Origin of the sequence: Halomonas elongata DSM 2581, from assembly GCF_000196875.2 — a bacterium.
Taxonomy (GTDB): domain Bacteria; phylum Pseudomonadota; class Gammaproteobacteria; order Pseudomonadales; family Halomonadaceae; genus Halomonas; species Halomonas elongata.
The window spans coordinates 841,418-859,709 of sequence record NC_014532.2; the positions used below are offsets into that span (position 1 = coordinate 841,418).

Genomic DNA, 18,292 nt, shown 5'->3' on the forward strand with positions numbered 1-18,292 from the left:
AGCCGGAAGCTGTAAGAAAAACCGGCCGATGATTGGGTGACTTAGAGCTTATAGCTTACGGCTTACAGCTCATATTTTGAGGTTGTCATGACACGACGAGTTTTGATTCGCGCGACCGGCAGTGCCCGCCCCGGTCAACTGGCGGGCCTGGGGCGCGCCCTGGCGACCAGCGGTGCCCGACTGCTGGATATCAACCAGAGCGTGACTTTCGGGATCGTTTCCCTGGAGGCACTGGTGGGGCTGGAGCGCGAGGCCGATCTCGAAGGCGCGCTGTCGGCGGCGGGTGACGAGCTCGGGCTGGCTGTCCAGGCAATCCAGGTCAGCGCCGAGGACTATCACCGCTGGACCCTGCAGGCCGGCCAGCCGCGCCTGATCATGACACTGCTGGCACCGCACCTGCCCGCCGGGATCCTGGCCGAGGTCGGCGCCTTGACCGCCGAGCAGGGGCTGACCGTGGAACTGATCCACCGGCTTTCCGGGCGCGAGCCACTGGATGGCGAGGTGCCGGAGCATGGTGCCTGTGTCGAGTGCTGGCTGCGTGGCGACGAGGTGGATATCGAGACGCTGCGCGAGAAGGCCCTGGCGCTGGGTGCGGCGCACGGTATCGATATTGCCCTGCAGGAGGATTCGATCTGGCGCCGTCATCGCCGTCTGGTGTGCTTCGACATGGATTCGACCCTGATCCAGACTGAGGTGATCGACGAGCTGGCGCGTCGCCATGGTGTCTTCGAGGAGGTGGCAGAGGTCACCGAGCGAGCCATGCGCGGCGAGCTGGATTTCCAGCAGAGCTTTCGCGAGCGCATGGCCAAGCTCAAGGGCCTCGATGAATCGGTGCTCGCCGAGATCGCCGAGCAGTTGCCCCTGATGGATGGTGTGGAGCGCCTGATGCGTCATCTCAAGCGACTCGGCTATCGCACGGCCATCCTGTCCGGCGGTTTCACCTACTTCGCCGAATACCTGCAGCAACGCCTCGGTTTCGACGAGATACATGCCAACGAGCTGGTGATCGAGAACGGCAAGGTGACCGGCGAGGTCCGCGAGCCGATCGTCGACGCCGAGCGCAAGGCACAACTGTTGCGTGAAATCGCCGAGCGGGAAGGGCTCGCCATGGAGCAGACCATCGCCGTGGGCGATGGCGCCAATGACCTCAGGATGCTGGCTGCCGCCGGTCTGGGCATCGCCTTTCGGGCCAAGCCGCTGGTGCGGCAGCAGGCCAGTCAGAGCATCTCCACGCTCGGCCTCGATGCCGTGCTCTACCTGATCGGATATCGGCAGGTGGACCTGGAGGAAAAAGGGTGAGAGGAGCGGCGTGAATACGCAGTTATTGACCTGGCGCGACCGCTTCGAACGTATCCGCGCCAACAAGATCTTCGAGACGGTGGTCATTGCCATCATCATCGTCTCGGCCCTGCTGATCGGCGCCAAAACCTACGAGGAAACCAGCCGCTTTCACTATTGGCTGCTGGCGCTGGACATGGCGGTCACGGTGTTCTTCCTAGTGGAGATCCTGATTCGCATGGCGGCGGAGAAACGCCTGCGTGACTTCTTCAAGCAGGGCTGGAATGTCTTTGATTTTCTGATCGTCACGGCGAGCCTGATTCCGGTGGGTGAGTCGGACATGGTCCTGCTGGCGCGATTGCTGAGGATCTTCCGCGTATTGCGGCTGGTCTCGATGATTCCCGAGCTGCGCATGCTGATGGCCGCGCTGGTCAAGTCGATACCACGCATGGGCTATGTGGCGTTGTTGATGTTCATCATCTTCTATATCTACGCCGCGATAGGCAGTTTCCTGTTTGCCGATGTCGACGATTATCTCTGGGGCAATATCGCCGTTGCCATGCTGACATTGTTTCGCATCGCGACCTTCGAGGACTGGACCGATATCATGTATGCCACCCAGGAAGACTTCTCCTGGAGCTGGCTGTATTACCTGACGTTCATCTTCCTCACCGCCTTCATTTTCCTGAACATGATGATCGGCATCGTGCTGGATGTGATGCAGAAGGAAAGTATGGCGATCGAGCTGGAAAGTGGCGAGGGAGAGGCCGCCGAGATACAGGGCCTGCGGGGCGATGTGCGCGAATTGCGCGAACAGGTGACGAGACTGGAGAGCTTGCTGATCCAGCAGAATGAGGCCTCGTCATCCAGAAGGCTGACGGACGAATCCTGACGATTCAGGGAACGGATCCAGCCGGGTGACCCTCCAAGGGTCACTGATCATGCCCGGATGGACTGCCAAGGAGGACGTGCATGAAGACTGACCAGCAGCTGCCGATTCGCCCCTTCTTACCGCCTTACCTGCTCGAGCGCATCGCCGGTTCGAGCGATGCCCGACGGCGCGATCGCGCCTACCGCACGCTTCATGATGACCAGGGGTTGCGTGCCAGGGCCGGCACTGCCGAACTGCCGGAAGGCAGTTCGCGACGCGGTGAGCCCGTGCGTCATGTCCACTCCGCCGGTCATGCCCGCGAGCTGCCGGGCGAGCGGGTGCGCAGCGAGGGCCAACCGGCCAGTGGCGACCCCGCCGTCGACGAGGCCTACGAAGGCCTGGGCGCGACTTATCGGCTCTACTGGGACGTGTTCCAGCGTCATTCTCTGGACGACCGCGGCATGGCGCTGCTGGCCACCGTGCATTATGGCCAGGAATACGAGAACGCCTTCTGGGACGGCCGGCAGATGGTGTTCGGTGATGGGGATGGGGAGCTCTTCAAGCGTTTCACCATCTCGCTGGATATCATCGCCCATGAGCTGACCCATGGCGTGATCCAGCACGAGGCCGCGCTGGTCTACGCGGATCAGGCCGGGGCCCTCAATGAGTCCCTGGCGGACGTCTTCGGTAGCTTGGTCAAGCAGTATCGGCGGGGCCAGGACGTCGAGAGCGCCGACTGGCTGATCGGCGCCGATCTGTTCACCGAACGGGTCGAGGGGCGTGCGCTGCGTTCCATGGCTGCGCCGGGCACCGCCTATGACGATCCGCTCCTGGGGCGTGATCCGCAGCCAGGCCACATGCGGGATTTCGTCGACACCCGTGACGACAACGGCGGTGTGCACATCAACTCGGGTATTCCCAATCGGGCCTTCCACCTCGCTGCCATGGCGCTGGGCGGGAATGCCTGGGAAGCAGCAGGGCCTGTCTGGTACGACACTCTCGTCGACGAGCGCCTGGCCCGGGATAGCGACTTCGTCGCCTTTGCCGAACTGACCCTGGACAATGCCGAGCGGCGTTTCGGCGCCGATGGCCACGTTGTACAGGCGGTGCGTGAGGCCTGGCGCGAGGTGGGGGTACTGTCGTGAACGCCAAGGACGCCGCTCCACGCCTGACGGCCACCAGTGTGCTGCGGCTGAGTCGTGAAGGTGGCGTGGCGCATATGCCGGGCCTGGCCAGGCCGCGTCGGATTCGCTGCGACCGTTGCAGCGAGGCGCAGCGCGCCGAACTTCAGGCCCTGCTGGATGAGGCGGTGAGATACGGCGAGTGCCAGGCACCGGGGACCGATCGGCGCATCTTGCATCTGGGCGTGGAAGAGGGCGACGAGATGCCGATCTGGACCCTGAGTGTCGCCGAGGACTCCGTACCCGAGACCTTGCTGCGCTGGTGGCGTCTTGCCGTCGAGGATGCGTTTTCGTCGGATGACGGCGACCCTGCTTGACACGGGCCTCGAGTCCTGATTCTCTAGAGGCATGAACACGACATCGTACAACCTCGTTCTCGACCTACGACTACTAGCCCGCCGCTGAGCGCGCCGGGCGACGGCGCTTGCGTCGCCCATTCGTAAGTCGATAACGAGGTTGTTCCATGTCCACTGTCATCACCAATGCCGACATCGCCGTTTTTCGTGACGCCATCATTGGTCGTCGGCGCGAAGCGCGAACCGAATTTCCCGACGCCCCGTCTGCCTTCCGGCAGGCGGGGCGTCGTCGTTTGTCACCAGCCACTGCCCCAGGGAGAACGCCGTCATGATGCTCGATAACCCCTCCACCAAGTACCGCCCCTTCGTGGCCGTCGATCTGCCGGACCGGCAGTGGCCCAACCGGCGCATCGAGACGCCACCCCAGTGGTGCGCCGTCGATCTGCGCGACGGCAATCAGGCGCTCATCGATCCGATGGATCAGGAGCGCAAGCAGCGCTTCTTCGACCTGCTGGTGAAGATCGGCTTCAAGCAGATCGAGGTGGGCTTTCCCTCGGCGTCGCAGACCGACTTCGACTTCGTGCGTTCGTTGATCGAGGACGACAAAGTTCCGGACGACGTCACCATCCAGGTGCTGACCCAGGCGCGCCCGCATCTCATCGATCGCACCTTCGAGGCTCTGAAGGGCGCCAAGAACGCCATCGTCCACGTCTACAATGCCACCGACCCGGTGTTCCGCCGCGTGGTATTCAACGTCGACAAGGCCGAGTGCATCCAGATCGCCGTGGACGCCACGACACGCATCCGCGAGCACATGGCGGCGGCACCGGAGACCAACTGGACCTTCCAGTACTCTCCGGAACTGTTCTCCACCACCGAGATGGATTTCGCGGTGCAGATCGTCGACAAGGTCAGCGAGACGTTCGGCCCCACCGTCGAGGCGCCGATGATCGTCAACCTGCCGGCCACCGTGGAGTGCGCGACCCCCAACAACTATGCCGACCAGATCGAATGGTTCTGCCGCCACGTCGCTCAGCGCGATTGCCTGATCGTCAGTGTTCACCCGCACAACGACCGGGGGACCGGCGTCGCCGCGGCCGAGCTTGCCGTGATGGCCGGTGCCGACCGTGTCGAGGGCTGCCTGTTCGGTAACGGCGAGCGCACCGGCAATGTCGACCTCGTCACCCTGGCCATGAACCTCTATACCCAGGGCGTTCACCCGGGGCTCGATTTCTCCAACATCACGCCGATCATGCGTGAGGTGGAATACTGCAACCAGCTGCCGGTGCATCCGCGTCATCCCTATGTCGGCGACCTGGTGTTCACCGCCTTCTCCGGCTCCCACCAGGACGCCATCAAGAAGGGCATGGCGGCACGTCGCGAGGACCCCGATGGCGTCTGGGCGGTGCCCTATCTGCCCATCGATCCGCTGGACGTCGGGCGCAGCTATGAGGCGGTGATTCGCGTCAACAGCCAGTCCGGCAAGGGCGGTGTGTCCTATCTGCTGGAACAGGAGCACGGCATCGAGCTGCCGCGTCGGCTGTCCATCGAATTCAGCCAGGTGGTCCAGGAAGTCGCCGACCGGCTGGGCCGCGAGATCACGTCCGAGATGATCTATCAGGCCTTCCGCGACGAGTACCTGGAGAAGGACCGGCCCTTCGCCCTGGCCAGCCATCGCATGTCCTCGGAGCCCGACAGCCCGGTGGTGAATCTCGAGGCGACCATCGAGGAAGATGGAGCCCGGCGGACCATCCAGGGGCAGGGCAACGGCCCGCTGGCCGCCTTCATCAAGTCGCTGGCCGCCGAAGGGCATGACGTGGAAATCATCGATTACCACGAACATTCCCGGGGGCAGGGGGCCGACGCCGAGGCGATCGCCTATGTCGAGGTACGCATCAACGGCGAGGCCGTATTCGGGGTCGGCACCGATGAAAGCATCACCAGCGCCTCGATCAAGGGCGTGCTGAGCGCCATCAACCGGCAACTCTCCACCGAAGCGCCAGCGCCCAACGTCACCGCCGAAACCCTGGCCTGACCCGGCTGCGCCGGGCTCAGGCCAGCGGTAAGCTTTAAGCTGTAAGTCAAAACCCCCAAGGTATCGCCTGGGGGTTTTCTTATCGCTTACGGCTTACAGCTTATAGCTTAGATCGGCGTCTTGCTGGCTTCTCCGGGGATTTCCCGTACCAGCGTCGGCATCAGAAAGCCGGGCAGTTCGCGACGCATCGCGTCGACCAGCGTTCTCGCCGTGTCGTCGTCGATCTCGAAATGGGCGGCGCCGTCGACCGGATCCAGCACGTGCAGGTAGTAGGGCAGCACATCGGCCTCGAACAGCCGTTCGGAGAGGGCCGTCAGGGTGTCGACGTCGTCGTTGATGCCGGCCAGCAGCACGCTTTGGTTGAGCAGGGTCACGCCGGCGTCGCGCAGTCGACGGCAGGCGTCGATCACCGCTTCGTCGATCTCGTTGGGATGGTTGATGTGCAGAACCACAACCTTCTGCAGTCGTGTGCGGCCCAGCCAGTCGAGCAGGGCGCCGTCGATGCGGTCGGGGATCACCACCGGCAGGCGGGTGTGGATGCGCAGTCGCTTGAGGTGGGGGATTGCCTCGAGTTGTTCCACCAGCCAGCCGAGCTGGCGATCGTTGGCCGCCAACGGGTCGCCGCCGGAGAGAATGGCTTCGCGGATCGAAGCGTCGCCGCGCAGGTAGTCCAGGGTGTCGGCCCACTGGGCGCGGGATGGGGCATTCTCGTCGTAAGGGAAATGCCGGCGAAAGCAGTAGCGACAGTTGATCGCACAGGCGGGACTGGCGATCAACAGCACGCGTCCGGCGTACTTGTGGATCAGGCCGCGCCTGGGCGTATGTTCGCGCTCTTCCAGCGGGTCGGTGACGAAGCCCGGTGTCGAGTGGCTTTCCTCGTCCAGGGGCAGTACCTGTCGCAGCAGGGGGTCGTGTGGGTCGCCCGGGCGGATACGTGCCAGGTAGGCCTCCGGTACGCGCACTTCGAACAGCGCGTGGCCGGTTTCGGCGCCGGGCCACCAGCGCTTCTCCAGCCCCAGGCGACGGCACAGCTCGCGAGGGTCGCGAATGGCACCACTGAGCTGGGTCTGCCATGAGCCCGCCGTGGTGGAGCACTGCAAAGAAAGGGGGCTTCGGGTTATCATGCGCGACACCAGTCGATACGTGCGAGGGTCTGGCCCTCGAAACATGTTTCTTGCTTGCGCGCGCCCTCGACCTCGGTCGGCGGCGCGCTCGAATATGGGTAAAACATCATGGCGAACTATTCTACCAACGAATTCAAGGGCGGTCTGAAGGTCATGCTGGATGGCGATCCCTGCGCCATCCTCGAGAACGACTACGTCAAGCCGGGCAAGGGCCAGGCCTTCAATCGGGTCAAGCTGCGCAACCTGATGACCGGTCGTGTCTGGGAGCGCACTTTCAAGTCCGGCGAATCCCTGGAAGGTGCCGATGTTCTCGAGCTGGACATGGAATACCTGTATACCGACGGGGAGATGTGGTACTTCATGCTCAATGACGGCTCCTTCGAGCAGTACCCGGTGGAGAAGAAGGCCCTGGGCGACACCGAGAAGTGGCTCAAGGAGCAGGTGGTCTACACCGTCACGCTGTGGAACGACAATGTCATCAACGTCACGCCGCCGAACTTCATCGAGCTCGAGGTGACCGAGACCGATCCCGGCCTCAAGGGTGACACGGCCCAGGGGGGCTCCAAGCCGGCCACGCTTTCCTCCGGCGCCGTGGTGCGCGTGCCCCTGTTCATCAACGAGGGCGAGGTGTTGAAGGTGGATACCCGTACCGGCGAATACGTTTCCCGCGCGTGATGAAGGGCCCTTCCTGCGCTCGCTCATACGACGTTGAATCCCGGGACGGCTTGCTCATTTAGCGCTGCTAAACTCCGCCACCTTACCCGGGGTTCGCCTTGTCTGAGCTTCGCTCGGAGAGGGCGCTAGCCAGGAAAATCTTGTCCACGAGGCCACATTCTTGCGGGTGTGGCCTTTATCGTATCTGGGGGAAGTTTGATGGCAACTGACTGGCGGCCCTCGGCGGAGATCGCGACCCTGCGTGAGCGGGCTCGGTTGATCGGCGAGGTGCGTGCCTTCTTTGCCGAGCATGGCGTGCTGGAGGTGGAAACGCCGGTGCTTGGCCATGGTGGCAGCACGGACGTGCACTTGGCGTCGTTGTCCTGTGTGGCGACCACGCCGGAAGGGCGTGAACGCCTGTGGTTGCAGACCTCGCCGGAGTTCCACATGAAGCGACTCCTGGCGGCGGGCAGTGGCCCTATCTTCCAGTTGGCGAGGAGTTTTCGCGATGGCGAAGTGGGGGCACGACACAATCTCGAGTTCACCATGCTGGAGTGGTATCGCCCCGGATTCGGCCTGGATGAGCTGATCGAGGAAACGACACGCCTGATCCGGCGAGTGTTGCCCGATGATCCCGGTCCCGTGCGTCTCCGCCGCTATCGCGAGTTGTTTCGGCATCGGCTCGGGCTCGATCCCTTCACCGAATCCCTGGGCGGGCTGCGTCGCCTGGCGGAGGCTCAGGGCGGTTTGTCGATGGATGAGGCCGCTCGGGATGAGTGTCTCGACCTGCTGATGAGCCTGGTCATCGAACCCGACCTGGGTCATGAGGGGCTCGATGTGGTGATCGATTACCCGGCCGACCAGGCAGCGCTGGCGCGTCGGCACCGCGACCCGGAGGATGGCCAGTGGGTGGCCTCGCGCTTCGAAGTCTATTGTCGGGGGCTCGAACTGGCCAATGGCTATGACGAACTCACCGATGCCGAGGAGCAGCGGGCACGCTTCGAGGCCGACCAGGCCGCGCGCCGGAGCGCGGGGCTGCCCGAGGTGGACAGCGACGCGCGGCTGGTGGCGGCGTTGGCCTCGGGCATGCCCGAAGGCAGTGGTGTGGCGCTCGGCCTCGATCGATTGATCCAGCTGGCGCTGGGCAAGACGAGTGTGGCCGAGGTGATGGCGTTTGCCACACCAAAGGCTTAGCTAGACCTGACCTTCGCTCTCCGATTTTTCAGACGACAACGCCTGGGCGGGCCTGGAAAGGTCGCCCAGACGTTCTCCCATCTGCACCTTGCGTTCCAGTTCCCCGGGAACGAAATCGACCGGTTCGGCGAAGGCCATCACCACGGTGGAGCCGAGCTTGAAGCGACCCATTTCCTCGCCTTTCTCCAGATGCACCGGGGTGTCGAAGCGGATGCGCTGAACGCCGCTTCGGGGCAGGGGGGTGATCTGGCCGGCCCAGACGGTCTCGATGCCGGCGACGATCATGGCGCCGACCAGCACCAGGGCCATGGGGCCGTGTTCGGTGTCGAAATGGCAGACCAGGCGTTCGTTGCGGGCGAACAGCTGGGGGACGTGCCGCGTGGTGGCGGCGTTCACCGAGAACAGTCGGCCAGGCACATAGGTCATCTCGCGCAATGTACCGGTCAGCGGCATGTGTACGCGGTGATAGTCGCGAGGGGAAAGATAGACGGTGGCGAAGCTGCCGCCGTGGAAACGGGATGCGGCATCGTCGTCGCCGCCGAGCAATTCGCTGACGGTGAATTCATGCCCCTTGGCCTGGATCAGTCGCCCCGATTCGATAGCGCCGAATCGGGACAGGGTGCCATCGGCGGGCGAGACCAGCCCCTCGCTGAGCGGGCGGGTGCCTTCCTTCAAGGGGCGGGTGAAGAAGTCGTTGAAGCTGGCATAGGCGCTCGGATCCGGCTGACGAGCCTCGTTCATGTCGACGCCAAAGCGACGGATGAAGGCGCGGATGGCGAGATCCTTGATCCAGGGTACCCGGCAGTCGGCGAGGCGGCCCACCAGGCGCGACAGGGCATGGTGGGGCAGGGGGTACTGGATCAGGGCAAAGAGCTTGGCGGGTGTCACGAAGGGGGCATCCCTCTAAGAATATCGGTGGATCCGAGCCGTAAGCTATGGGCTTTGAGCGACAAGAAAACCCGCTGCCCCGGCCAGGCCGGTGGCAGCTTCTTGGCTTACGGCTTTTCTATCGGCGTATCGTCGCGATTGCCCCACTCCTTCCAGGAGCCGGCGTAGCCGCGCATATTGAACCCCAACGCCTTGCCGACCAGCCAGGTGAAGCCGCTGCGGTGGTGGCTCTGGCAGTGGGTGGCGATTTCCATGTCGGGGGTCAGGCCAAGGGCTTCCAGCTCGGTGATCAATTCCGCGTAGTCGCGAATGCGTAGCTGGCGCTCCTTGTCCATGGCGTCGGTCCAGTCGAGATTGACCGCGCCGGGGATATGGCCGAGGCGCTTGTTGTCACCCTTGGTGCCCAGATATTCCTCTCGGCTGCGCGCGTCCCAGACCGCAAAGCCCGGCTCGCCCAGTCGTTCGGCGATCTCGTGACGGTCGATGGCAGCCTCGGGCTGTAGGATCTCGGCCTCATAGTCGCTCGGAGTCGGTGTGCGTGACTCGGTCGATACCGGCTGGCCGGCGGCCCGCCAGGCATGAATGCCGCCATTGAGGTAGGAATAGCGGGTGTGGCCGAGCAGCTCCAGGGTCCACAGCAGGCGGCCCGCCCAGCCGCCGCCTTCGTCATCGTAGGCGACCACGTGGGTATCCCGGGTCAGGCCGAGGTCCGAGAACAGGCGCGACAGTGCTTCCTCCGAGGGCAACTCGTTGGGGACGTCGCCTTCACCGCGCAGCAGACGGCGATGATCCAGGTAAACGGCGCCGGGTACATGCCCTTGTTGATGGCTTTCGGCCTTCAGGGGCACGTCGACGATCAGCAGCTCCGGCGCGTCGAGGTGCTCGGCGAGGCGTTCGGGTTCGACGATCAACGGCAAGAGGTTGTCTTCGGAGCTCATGGCGTTCTCCTGGCTCAGTTTTCTTCGAGACTATCGACGATATGCCGATAGCTGGCAAACCGGTCGGCATGAATCTCGCCACGTTCGACGGCGCCGAGCAGGGCACAGCCTGGTTCGGCGCGGTGGCGACAATCGCGGAAGCGGCAATGCCCCAGGTAGTCGCGAAATTCGATGAAACCGTCGGCGACCTGGTCGGCATTCAGGTGTGTCAGCCCGAATTCGCGGATTCCCGGGGAATCGATCAGCTCGCCGCCGCTGTCTTCCTCGCCCGGGGGGGCATCCGGCGCATTGTCGGCAGTGGAGGACGGGAGCCGGTAGAGCCGCGCCGTGGTAGTAGTATGGGTGCCCTTGCGGCTGTCCGCCGAGAGGGCACCGATGCGCAGGTCTTCATCGGGCAGCAGGCGGTCGATGAGCGAGGACTTGCCCACGCCGCTCTGGCCGACGAACACCGAGGTGCGACCCTTCAATTGACGGTGCAGGGCATCGAGTCCGCTGCTGGTGGCCGTGGTGGTGGTCACCACCGGGTAACCAAGAGCGGCATAGCGCTCCAGCAGGGTGCGCAGCTCTCCGCCCTCGTCGGGCAGCAGGTCGACCTTGTTGAGCACCAGTACCGGCGCAATGCCGGTGGCCTCGGCGGCGACCAGGTAGCGGTCGATGAGGTTGGGATGGGGCTCGGGTTCCACGGCGAAGACGATCAGAATCTGATCGATGCCGGCCGCCACGGGCTTGAGGCGGCCGCGTGCATCGGGGCGTTCCAGCACATTGTCGCGCGGCTGACGGGCGACGACCACGCCGCTGCCATCCTGGCCGGCTCGCCAGACCACCCAGTCGCCGGTGACCAGCCCTTCGAGGTTGGCACGCAGATGACAGCGTACCGTGTCACCGCCGTCCTGCGGGGCAACCTCCAGGCTACGGCCGAAATGGGCGATCACTCGGCCGGGCTGTTCGGGGCCGTATTCGCCGGCGGCCAGTCGCTCGGTATCGCGACCGTCGCGTTGTTCGGCGCGTCTGGCGCGTTCGGCCTGAATCTTCTCGATGCGCCAGCGCTGCTGGCGGCTCAACTTGCGTTTGCTCATGGTGGCCCGAAGGTCGGTACAATAGCGGCATTGTACTCACCAACGGGCCCGGCTGTCGCCAGCCGGCCGTCCAGCGAGGAGCCCCCCATGGCTGCAACGAACGAAACGCAAGATCCCCGCGCCCAGCGCCTGGTATGGATCGATCTGGAAATGACGGGGCTCGATCCCGAACGTGAGCGCATCATCGAGGTGGCTACCCTGATCACCGATGCCGACCTGAACGTGGTGGCCGAGGGGCCGGTGCTTGCTGTCCATCAGCCCGATGCGTTGCTCGAGGCCATGGATGACTGGAACCAGAAGACCCATGGCGGCTCGGGGCTGACCGAGCGGGTGCGTGCCAGCGCCATCGATACCGCCGAGGCCGAGCGGCGCACCCTGGCATTTCTCCACGAGCACGTGGCCCCCGGAACGTCGCCCATGTGCGGCAACAGCGTGCATCAGGATCGACGCTTCCTGGAGCGGGAGATGCCCGAGCTGCTGGCCTTCTTCCACTATCGCAATCTCGATGTCTCCACGCTCAAGGAGCTGGCCAAGCGCTGGAATCCGGGGGCGCTCGTCGGCTTCAGCAAGCGCAACGTGCATCTGGCGATGGACGACATCAAGGAATCCATCGCCGAACTGGCGCATTATCGCCGTACCTTCCTGCGCCTGGATGACGAAGACAGCGACGAGGAAGAGTGACGCTCAGGCGGGATGGGCAAGCCCCTGAAGGGCTTGCCCAGCATCCTTGATTGCTTATTGCTCGGACTGGGCGGGTTCGATGGCCCAGCTGACATTGACCATGGCGTCGAGCGTGATGGTGCCGGGGCGGTATTCCGCGTTGGAGCCGGCGCTTTCAGGGGCGGCATCGGCACTCATGGCCATCATGCGCGGTTGGAACACCGGGGCGTGATTTTCGCTCACGTTGATGACCGGCCCCAGGGTCATGTCCAGGGTCCGAGCCATCAGCTCGGCCTTGTGACGTGCCTTTTCCAGTGCCTTGGTCAGCACTTCGTCGGCGGCCTGTTCGCGGTCGGAGAGGTCGTAGGTGACGCCGTCCAGGGCGTTGACGCCGGCTTCGGTGAGCGCATCGAGCATCATCGGCAGATCGTCGAGATCGCTGATCTCGATCTGGAAGGGGCGTTCCAGGCGGGTCCGTACCAGCGGAGTCGGTTCCGACTCGCCATCGCTCTTGCCTTGCAGGGATTCGGGCTGCACACGCAGTGACCCCGCGCTGATGGCGTCACGCTCCAGACCGGCGTCTTCCAGAGTCTGGATCAAGGTGGCGGCGCGCTCCTCGAGGCGTTGACGTGCCTTGGCGAGTGCCTCGGAATCGGTCCGGGTATCCTCGCGTTGGGCGACGGCGGGTGTGCGTTCCCACAGTCGTGCATTCAGGGTGGCCTCGTCAGGCACGACCTGAAGCTCGGCCTGGGCCTGGACGTCCAGCCGGTTGCGCGGCGAGTCCTGCTGCTGTGCGGCGGCCAGCATGGGGGTGGCGAGCAGCAGAGCGGACAACAGGGCGCCCGGCAGCAGCGGGCGGCGACGAACGAGAGTCATGGCGCTTTCCTTTTCGCGGTTGAAGACGGTGCTTGGAGTCATCGGGAGGTCCAGGGTTCCCGAGACCTCATCGATATCCCGGAGTTGCGCATTTGCTGCACGATCCGGCGCCGTTCATGGGCCGGGTACGTTGTGCCCCGGAATGGCAGGCGGCATCATGAGCACTCCTATCATTGGTGGAGTATGGCGGGCATGTCGCGACCCGACGACGATTTCGAGCGAAGCATACCCCTCAACCTGACGCTGGCGCTGGCTGCACTCGTGATCATCATCGCGGGCATGCGGGTCGGGGCGGGCCTGCTGGTGCCCTTGTTGTTGTCGCTGTTCATAGCGGTGGTCTGCACCGCGCCCGTGCAATGGCTGCACCGCCTGGGGCTGGGCCAGCGCCTGGCGGTCTGGCTGACCCTGATAGTGATCGGTGGTTTCATCTCGCTTTTGGGGATTCTGCTGGTCAACAGCTTCGGTACCTTCGTCGAGGCGTTGCCGGGTATCGAGGAGAAACTCTACCAGTATTATCTCGGTATCCTGGAAGGCCTGGCCAATCTGGGGCTGGCCATCGACACCGGCTGGCTTTCCGATCTGTTCGATGCCGACAAGTTTGGCGACTGGATCCCGGCGCTGCTCGGTCAGGTGGGCAACCTGATGATGCAGAGCGTGGTGGTGGCCTTGCTGGTCATGTTCCTGCTTTTCGAGACGCTTAACTTTCGCGACAAGTTATCGCGGGCCCTCGCCAATCCGGCACCGAGCCTGCGTCGCTTTCAGGAATTCAGCATGACCCTGAAGCGTTATCTGGCGGTCAAGACCCTGGTGAGCTTGGCCACCGGAGCCTTGATCTGGGTGGCCTGCCAGCTGGTGGGCGTGGAATTTCCGCTGCTCTGGGCGGTGCTGGCGTTCGCGCTCAATTACATTCCCAACATCGGTTCGGCGATCGCCGCGGTGCCACCGGTCTTGCTGCTGCTGGTGTCGCCCGATGGAGGGCTGTTCAAGGCGTTGATCCTCAGCGGCGCCTATCTGGGCGTCAACTTCGTGCTCGGTAATCTCATCGAACCCAGGGTGATGGGGCGGGCGCTGGGCTTGTCGACCTTCGTGGCCTTCCTGTCGCTGGTGGTCTGGGGCTGGGTTTTCGGTGTGGTGGGCATGCTGTTGTCGGTGGTGCTGACGATGACGCTCAAGATCGCGCTGGACAGCCATCCGCAGACGAGGTGGATCGCGCACTTGCTGGGGCCGGGCACAGGGCCCATAGAAAAGGCCGATCGACCGCCCTCCGAGCGTGATGATGACGACAAGCGGGAAGAAGAGAAAACCTGAGTGGCAGTCTCAACGAAAGCGCCCCGGGCACAGGCCCGGGGCGCGTCACCAAGTCGACTCGGTATCGATCAGGCGTTCTGATCGATGAACTGAGTCAACTGTGACTTGGACTGGGCACCGACCAGGGAGGCGACCTTGGCGCCGGACTTGAACAGCATCACGGTGGGCACACCACGCACGCCCTGCTCGGCGGCGATCTCCGGCGCGTCGTCCACATTGATGCTTACGATCTTGAGGTTGCCTTCGCGTTCCTCGGCGACCTCGTCGACCACCGGTGCCATGACCTTGCAGGGGCCGCACCAGGGAGCCCAGAACTTCAGCAGGACCGGGATCTCGGCATTGAGGACTTCCTGCTCGAAGTTGGCGTTGGTGACATCGACGTTATTGGCCATGGGATTCTCCAGTTACTACGTTGCGCGGCATCGCGCGGAAGATCAGGCATGCAAGCATGCTGGTCGGTCGATGGTAGCGGTCGACCGGGATGCTGGCAAATCCGCGTGCGACCTTGGACGCATGCCGCGTCGTTCGGGTGACGATGTTCATGATATGCTATAAAGTAATCACGAACGAATTTTTTATGTCGCAATGGACTTTTGATGATGTCGCGGCACGCAAGGGAGGAGGGCCATGAAGCTCCAGCAATTGAGATATATCTGGGAAGTCTCGCGTCATAATCTCAATGTCTCGGCAACCGCTCAGAGTCTTTATACCTCGCAGCCCGGCATTTCCAAACAGATTCGTCTGCTGGAGGATGAACTGGGTGTCGAGATATTTGCACGCAGCGGCAAGCATCTGACCCGCGTCACGCCTGCCGGCGAGTCGATCATCGAACTGGCCGGCCAGGTGCTGCGACTGACCGACAACATCAAGCATGTCTCCCAGGAGCATAGTGATGAACGGCGCGGCAGCATGGCCATTGCGACGACTCATACCCAGGCGCGTTACGCCCTGCCGCCGGTGATTCGCGAGTTCACCAACCGTTACCCGGATGTGGCACTGCACATGCAGCAGGGCACGCCTCGCCAGATTGCCCAGATGGTCAGTGACGGCCAGGCCGATTTCGCGATCTGCACCGAGTCGCTGGACCTGTTCAACGATCTGGTACTGCTGCCCTGTTATCGCTGGAATCGCTGCGTGCTGGTGCCGCGAGGCCACCCCCTGGCGGATGTCGAACCCCTGACCCTGGAAGCCCTGGCCGAGCAGCCGCTGGTGACCTATGTCTTCGGCTTTACCGGACGTTCGCAGCTCGACGACGCCTTCCGCTCCAAGGGGCTCTCGCCCAATGTGGTGTTGACCGCCGCCGACTCGGATGTGATCAAGACCTATGTGCGCCTGGGCATGGGAGTGGGCATCGTCGCCCACATGGCCGTCGATCCGGAGGAGGATGACGACCTGGTGGCGCTGGATGCCAGTCATCTGTTCGCCAGTTCGACCACCAAGATCGGCATTCGGCGCGGCACCTTCATGCGCGGCTACATGTACGATTTTCTCAAGGGCTTTGCCGGGCATCTGGAGCGGGATCTGGTGGAAGCTGCCCTGGAGGCCGGGCCGCGCCACGAGGAGGCCCTGTTTCGGGATATCGAGTTGCCGGTACGCTAATCGTCCGGCGTCCCCGGCAAAATGCACAAGCCCGTCCATCTGGACGGGCTTGTGCATTGGTGAGGGCCGGCAAGCCGAAGCTCAGTGCTGCAGGTGCAGCCCGCACTCGCGCTTTTCCTCGACCTTGGTGGGGTCGAAGTAGTCGAACTCGTTGGGCAGGTCGTGGGCCTGCAGATACTGGTACATGTCGCGTGCCGTCCAGTGCAGCAACGGGGCGATCTTGAGCAGGCCATCGGCGTTGCGCGTCACCGGTTCCATGCGGGCACGTTCCGGCGTGTCCTCGGCGCGCAGTGCGGTGAACCAGACATCCGGCGCCATTTCGCGCAGCGCACGATTGAAGGGCTCGAGCTTGACCTCCTCGGTGAAGGCCGCATGACGCGGGTCATCGATACCCGGTGTGAGGCCCTCGACGGCTTCGCGATGAGCCCGTGAGCGCTTCGGCAGATAGGTGATCAGGTTGAGGCCGAGGCGCTTGACGAGCGTGTCGGCGAAGCGATAGGTGGCCTCGGTGTTGTAGCCATGATCCATCCACACGATGGGGGTATCCGGCCGCTGGCGCGCCACCATGTGCAGTATGACGGCCTCGAAGGGGCGGAAGTTGGTGGTGCAGATGGGCCGGCTGCCCTGATCGAGGGCCCAGCGAATCAGGGCCTCGGGGTCGTTGCCAAGATCACGGTTGATGACGTCGAGTTGCGGCTCCATAGGGAAGCTCCCGGATGGTGATGTTCAATCTGGATGCCACACTAGCAGAGCCGTGACGGGCTTCCCCAATACCGATTCATTGGATGTTTATTCCTTAAGAGATTAAGGGCGCCGTTTTCTTATTCCTTGGCGTGTTGTTCATCCGATGTCGTCAGGGCTTCCATCAAGTGCCGGATCTTGTCCAGGGTCTCGGTGTATTCCTCCTCGCCTCGCGAGTCGGCCACCAGGCCGCCGCCTCCCCAGAGGTGCAATGTTCCCCTATCGGCCACGGCGGTACGAATGGCGATCGAGGTGTCCATGCGTCCACGCACGTCGACATAGCCCAGGCTGCCGCAGTAGGTGCTGCGGGCCGAGGGCTCCAGTTCGTCGATGATCTGCATGGCGCGCACCTTGGGTGCGCCGGTAATGGAACCGCCGGGGAAAGCGGCGGCCAGGAGCTCGAGTGGCGAGCGTTCCACGTCCAGCTCACCGGTGACCACACTGACCAGATGGTGAACGTTGGCATAGCTCTCCAGTGCACAGAGCTGCGGCACGCGGACGCTGCCGGGGTGGCAGACCCGCCCCAGGTCGTTGCGCAGCAGGTCGACGATCATCACGTTTTCGGCCCGATCCTTGACGCTGCCGGTGAGCGCTTCGGCGAGGGCCCGGTCTTCCGTCTCCGTGCGACCGCGCGGACGGGTGCCCTTGATCGGCCGGGTTTCCACATGGCCGTCGGCGCAATGCAGGAAGCGTTCCGGCGAGAGCGACAGGATACCTTGATCGTCCCAGGCGATGAAGCCGGCGAAGGGAGTGGGCGTGGCACGCCGCAGGCGGAGGTAGGCGTGCCAGAGGTCGCCGCTGTAGGGAGCGCTGAAACGCTGGGCGAGATTGATCTGGTAGCAGTCGCCTGCGCGAATGTAACGCTGTACGGCCTCGAAACGCGCCAGATAGTCCTCGCGGCTTTGCTCGGGCTGGAAAGGGCCGGTCAAGCGGAAGGGGGCAGTCGTGGGCGAGGAAGCATCCAGCCATGCCAGTACCTGGTCGCGTCGAGGGGCGCTGGCCACCAGCCAGGCCTCGCGGCGGTGATGATCCTGGATGATGGCCCAGTCATAGAGGCCGACACGGCTGTCCGGCAGGTCGGCCACCGTCGCGGCGCTACCGCGAATCGGCTCGAGCCGATGCCCCAGGTCGTAGTTCCAGTAGCCGATCAGCCCGCCCAGGAAGGGCAGGTCGCTGTCGGGGACTTCGTGGGGAAGGCGTTCCAGCAGGGCCTTCTGTGCCGCGAAGGGCGCCATCCGCTCATCGGCCGAGTCCCGGTGCTGTGTCTCGAAGGTTTCCAGCGGGTCGCTCGAGAGAATGTCGTAGCGTCCTCCCGGGGCCTCGGGGCGGCCACTGTCGAGCAGCACGGCTCCCGGCCGATGGCGCAGGGCTGCAAAGGTCTCCAGGGGAGAGCTCCGGTACGGCAGTGGAGTGATCTCGAGTGGTGATGTCATGGGACGCGCCTTGCCTCATCAAGGCGCCATATTCTAGGCGCCTCGATGCCGTTTGTCCCTGCCGCGCCGGAGTCTCCGATCAACGCAACCCTTCCATTGTCGACATCCATCAGGAGAAGGGGAGTGTTGTCTACAACCAA

At 63.8% G+C, this 18,292-nt stretch carries 18 protein-coding genes; 10 read left to right on the forward strand and 8 right to left on the reverse strand.

All coding sequences use genetic code 11. The annotated features are described in order from the left end of the window. Window positions 1–87: 87 nt before the first annotated feature. The 5 genes from serB (at window position 88) to leuA (ending at window position 5,661) form a co-directional block, all read left to right on the forward strand. A complete protein-coding gene (gene serB, locus HELO_RS03855) occupies window positions 88–1,299 on the forward strand; it encodes a phosphoserine phosphatase SerB (RefSeq protein ID WP_013331478.1) in 1,212 nt (403 codons plus the stop codon). 10 nt (window positions 1,300–1,309) lie between these two features. Beyond that, window positions 1,310–2,170 (forward strand): ion transporter, encoded by an 861-nt coding sequence (locus tag HELO_RS03860; RefSeq protein ID WP_013331479.1) that lies wholly within the window; start codon window positions 1,310–1,312, stop codon window positions 2,168–2,170. An 80-nt stretch (window positions 2,171–2,250) separates the two neighbouring features. Further along, window positions 2,251–3,294: a M4 family metallopeptidase gene (locus tag HELO_RS03865; RefSeq protein WP_013331480.1), complete on the forward strand. Its 1,044-nt coding sequence runs from the start codon at window positions 2,251–2,253 to the stop codon at window positions 3,292–3,294. Beyond that, window positions 3,291–3,647 carry a protealysin inhibitor emfourin gene (locus HELO_RS03870; protein WP_013331481.1) on the forward strand — a complete coding sequence of 119 codons (357 nt, stop codon included), beginning with the start codon at window positions 3,291–3,293 and terminating at the stop codon, window positions 3,645–3,647. The genes HELO_RS03865 and HELO_RS03870 overlap by 4 nt, the downstream gene beginning before the upstream one ends. A gap of 307 nt (window positions 3,648–3,954) precedes the next feature. Beyond that, window positions 3,955–5,661, forward strand: coding sequence for a 2-isopropylmalate synthase (leuA, locus tag HELO_RS03875; protein WP_013331482.1), 1,707 nt, complete (start codon window positions 3,955–3,957; stop codon window positions 5,659–5,661). 107 nt (window positions 5,662–5,768) lie between these two features. On the opposite strand, the gene epmB is transcribed toward leuA, so the two are convergent. After that, window positions 5,769–6,785 carry an EF-P beta-lysylation protein EpmB gene (gene epmB / locus HELO_RS03880; protein WP_041601894.1) on the reverse strand — a complete coding sequence of 339 codons (1,017 nt, stop codon included), beginning with the start codon at window positions 6,783–6,785 and terminating at the stop codon, window positions 5,769–5,771. A gap of 108 nt (window positions 6,786–6,893) precedes the next feature. Between epmB and efp the strand changes: the two genes are divergently transcribed. After that, entirely contained in the window at window positions 6,894–7,460 is a 567-nt protein-coding gene (gene efp, locus HELO_RS03885; RefSeq protein WP_041601895.1) for an elongation factor P, read from the forward strand. Between the two features lie 198 nt (window positions 7,461–7,658). After that, a complete protein-coding gene (epmA, locus tag HELO_RS03890) occupies window positions 7,659–8,633 on the forward strand; it encodes an EF-P lysine aminoacylase EpmA (RefSeq protein WP_013331484.1) in 975 nt (324 codons plus the stop codon). Here the strand turns inward: epmA and asd are convergent, their stop codons facing one another. From asd to rsgA, 3 genes are all read right to left on the reverse strand, one after another. Next, window positions 8,634–9,521, reverse strand: coding sequence for an archaetidylserine decarboxylase (gene asd, locus HELO_RS03895; RefSeq protein ID WP_013331485.1), 888 nt, complete (start codon window positions 9,519–9,521; stop codon window positions 8,634–8,636). 107 nt (window positions 9,522–9,628) lie between these two features. After that, a complete protein-coding gene (locus HELO_RS03900; protein ID WP_013331486.1) occupies window positions 9,629–10,459 on the reverse strand; it encodes a sulfurtransferase in 831 nt (276 codons plus the stop codon). A gap of 14 nt (window positions 10,460–10,473) precedes the next feature. After that, entirely contained in the window at window positions 10,474–11,535 is a 1,062-nt protein-coding gene (gene rsgA, locus HELO_RS03905; protein ID WP_013331487.1) for a small ribosomal subunit biogenesis GTPase RsgA, read from the reverse strand. An 87-nt stretch (window positions 11,536–11,622) separates the two neighbouring features. Between rsgA and orn the strand changes: the two genes are divergently transcribed. Further along, window positions 11,623–12,216: an oligoribonuclease gene (orn, locus tag HELO_RS03910; RefSeq protein WP_013331488.1), complete on the forward strand. Its 594-nt coding sequence runs from the start codon at window positions 11,623–11,625 to the stop codon at window positions 12,214–12,216. Between the two features lie 54 nt (window positions 12,217–12,270). Here the strand turns inward: orn and HELO_RS03915 are convergent, their stop codons facing one another. Next, window positions 12,271–13,071: an SIMPL domain-containing protein gene (locus HELO_RS03915; protein ID WP_041601897.1), complete on the reverse strand. Its 801-nt coding sequence runs from the start codon at window positions 13,069–13,071 to the stop codon at window positions 12,271–12,273. A gap of 192 nt (window positions 13,072–13,263) precedes the next feature. Between HELO_RS03915 and HELO_RS03920 the strand changes: the two genes are divergently transcribed. Then, a complete protein-coding gene (locus HELO_RS03920; RefSeq protein WP_013331490.1) occupies window positions 13,264–14,379 on the forward strand; it encodes an AI-2E family transporter in 1,116 nt (371 codons plus the stop codon). A 68-nt stretch (window positions 14,380–14,447) separates the two neighbouring features. Here the strand turns inward: HELO_RS03920 and trxA are convergent, their stop codons facing one another. Beyond that, complete coding sequence (trxA, locus tag HELO_RS03925) at window positions 14,448–14,771, reverse strand: thioredoxin (protein WP_013331491.1); 324 nt, start codon at window positions 14,769–14,771, stop codon at window positions 14,448–14,450. A gap of 235 nt (window positions 14,772–15,006) precedes the next feature. On the opposite strand from trxA, the gene cysB reads away from it, so the two are divergent. Further along, a complete protein-coding gene (gene cysB / locus HELO_RS03930) occupies window positions 15,007–15,978 on the forward strand; it encodes an HTH-type transcriptional regulator CysB (RefSeq protein ID WP_013331492.1) in 972 nt (323 codons plus the stop codon). A gap of 81 nt (window positions 15,979–16,059) precedes the next feature. Here cysB and HELO_RS03935 read toward each other — a convergent pair whose 3' ends face one another. Beyond that, complete coding sequence (locus tag HELO_RS03935) at window positions 16,060–16,680, reverse strand: phosphoadenosine phosphosulfate reductase domain-containing protein (protein WP_013331493.1); 621 nt, start codon at window positions 16,678–16,680, stop codon at window positions 16,060–16,062. A gap of 119 nt (window positions 16,681–16,799) precedes the next feature. Continuing rightward, a complete protein-coding gene (gene pabB / locus HELO_RS03940) occupies window positions 16,800–18,152 on the reverse strand; it encodes an aminodeoxychorismate synthase component I (protein ID WP_013331494.1) in 1,353 nt (450 codons plus the stop codon). Between the last annotated feature and the right edge of the window lie 140 nt (window positions 18,153–18,292).

Coding starts and splice junctions, on each gene's coding strand:
- efp (WP_041601895.1), top strand. CDS start 6,894: ATGGCGAACTATTCTACCAACGAATTCAAGGGCGGTCTGAAGGTCATG.
- HELO_RS03900 (WP_013331486.1), bottom strand. CDS start 10,459: ATGAGCTCCGAAGACAACCTCTTGCCGTTGATCGTCGAACCCGAACGC.
- rsgA (WP_013331487.1), bottom strand. CDS start 11,535: ATGAGCAAACGCAAGTTGAGCCGCCAGCAGCGCTGGCGCATCGAGAAG.
- epmB (WP_041601894.1), bottom strand. CDS start 6,785: ATGATAACCCGAAGCCCCCTTTCTTTGCAGTGCTCCACCACGGCGGGC.
- leuA (WP_013331482.1), top strand. CDS start 3,955: ATGATGCTCGATAACCCCTCCACCAAGTACCGCCCCTTCGTGGCCGTC.
- serB (WP_013331478.1), top strand. CDS start 88: ATGACACGACGAGTTTTGATTCGCGCGACCGGCAGTGCCCGCCCCGGT.
- HELO_RS03915 (WP_041601897.1), bottom strand. CDS start 13,071: ATGACTCTCGTTCGTCGCCGCCCGCTGCTGCCGGGCGCCCTGTTGTCC.
- cysB (WP_013331492.1), top strand. CDS start 15,007: ATGAAGCTCCAGCAATTGAGATATATCTGGGAAGTCTCGCGTCATAAT.
- orn (WP_013331488.1), top strand. CDS start 11,623: ATGGCTGCAACGAACGAAACGCAAGATCCCCGCGCCCAGCGCCTGGTA.
- pabB (WP_013331494.1), bottom strand. CDS start 18,152: ATGACATCACCACTCGAGATCACTCCACTGCCGTACCGGAGCTCTCCC.
- HELO_RS03865 (WP_013331480.1), top strand. CDS start 2,251: ATGAAGACTGACCAGCAGCTGCCGATTCGCCCCTTCTTACCGCCTTAC.
- epmA (WP_013331484.1), top strand. CDS start 7,659: ATGGCAACTGACTGGCGGCCCTCGGCGGAGATCGCGACCCTGCGTGAG.
- HELO_RS03935 (WP_013331493.1), bottom strand. CDS start 16,680: ATGGAGCCGCAACTCGACGTCATCAACCGTGATCTTGGCAACGACCCC.
- HELO_RS03920 (WP_013331490.1), top strand. CDS start 13,264: ATGTCGCGACCCGACGACGATTTCGAGCGAAGCATACCCCTCAACCTG.
- trxA (WP_013331491.1), bottom strand. CDS start 14,771: ATGGCCAATAACGTCGATGTCACCAACGCCAACTTCGAGCAGGAAGTC.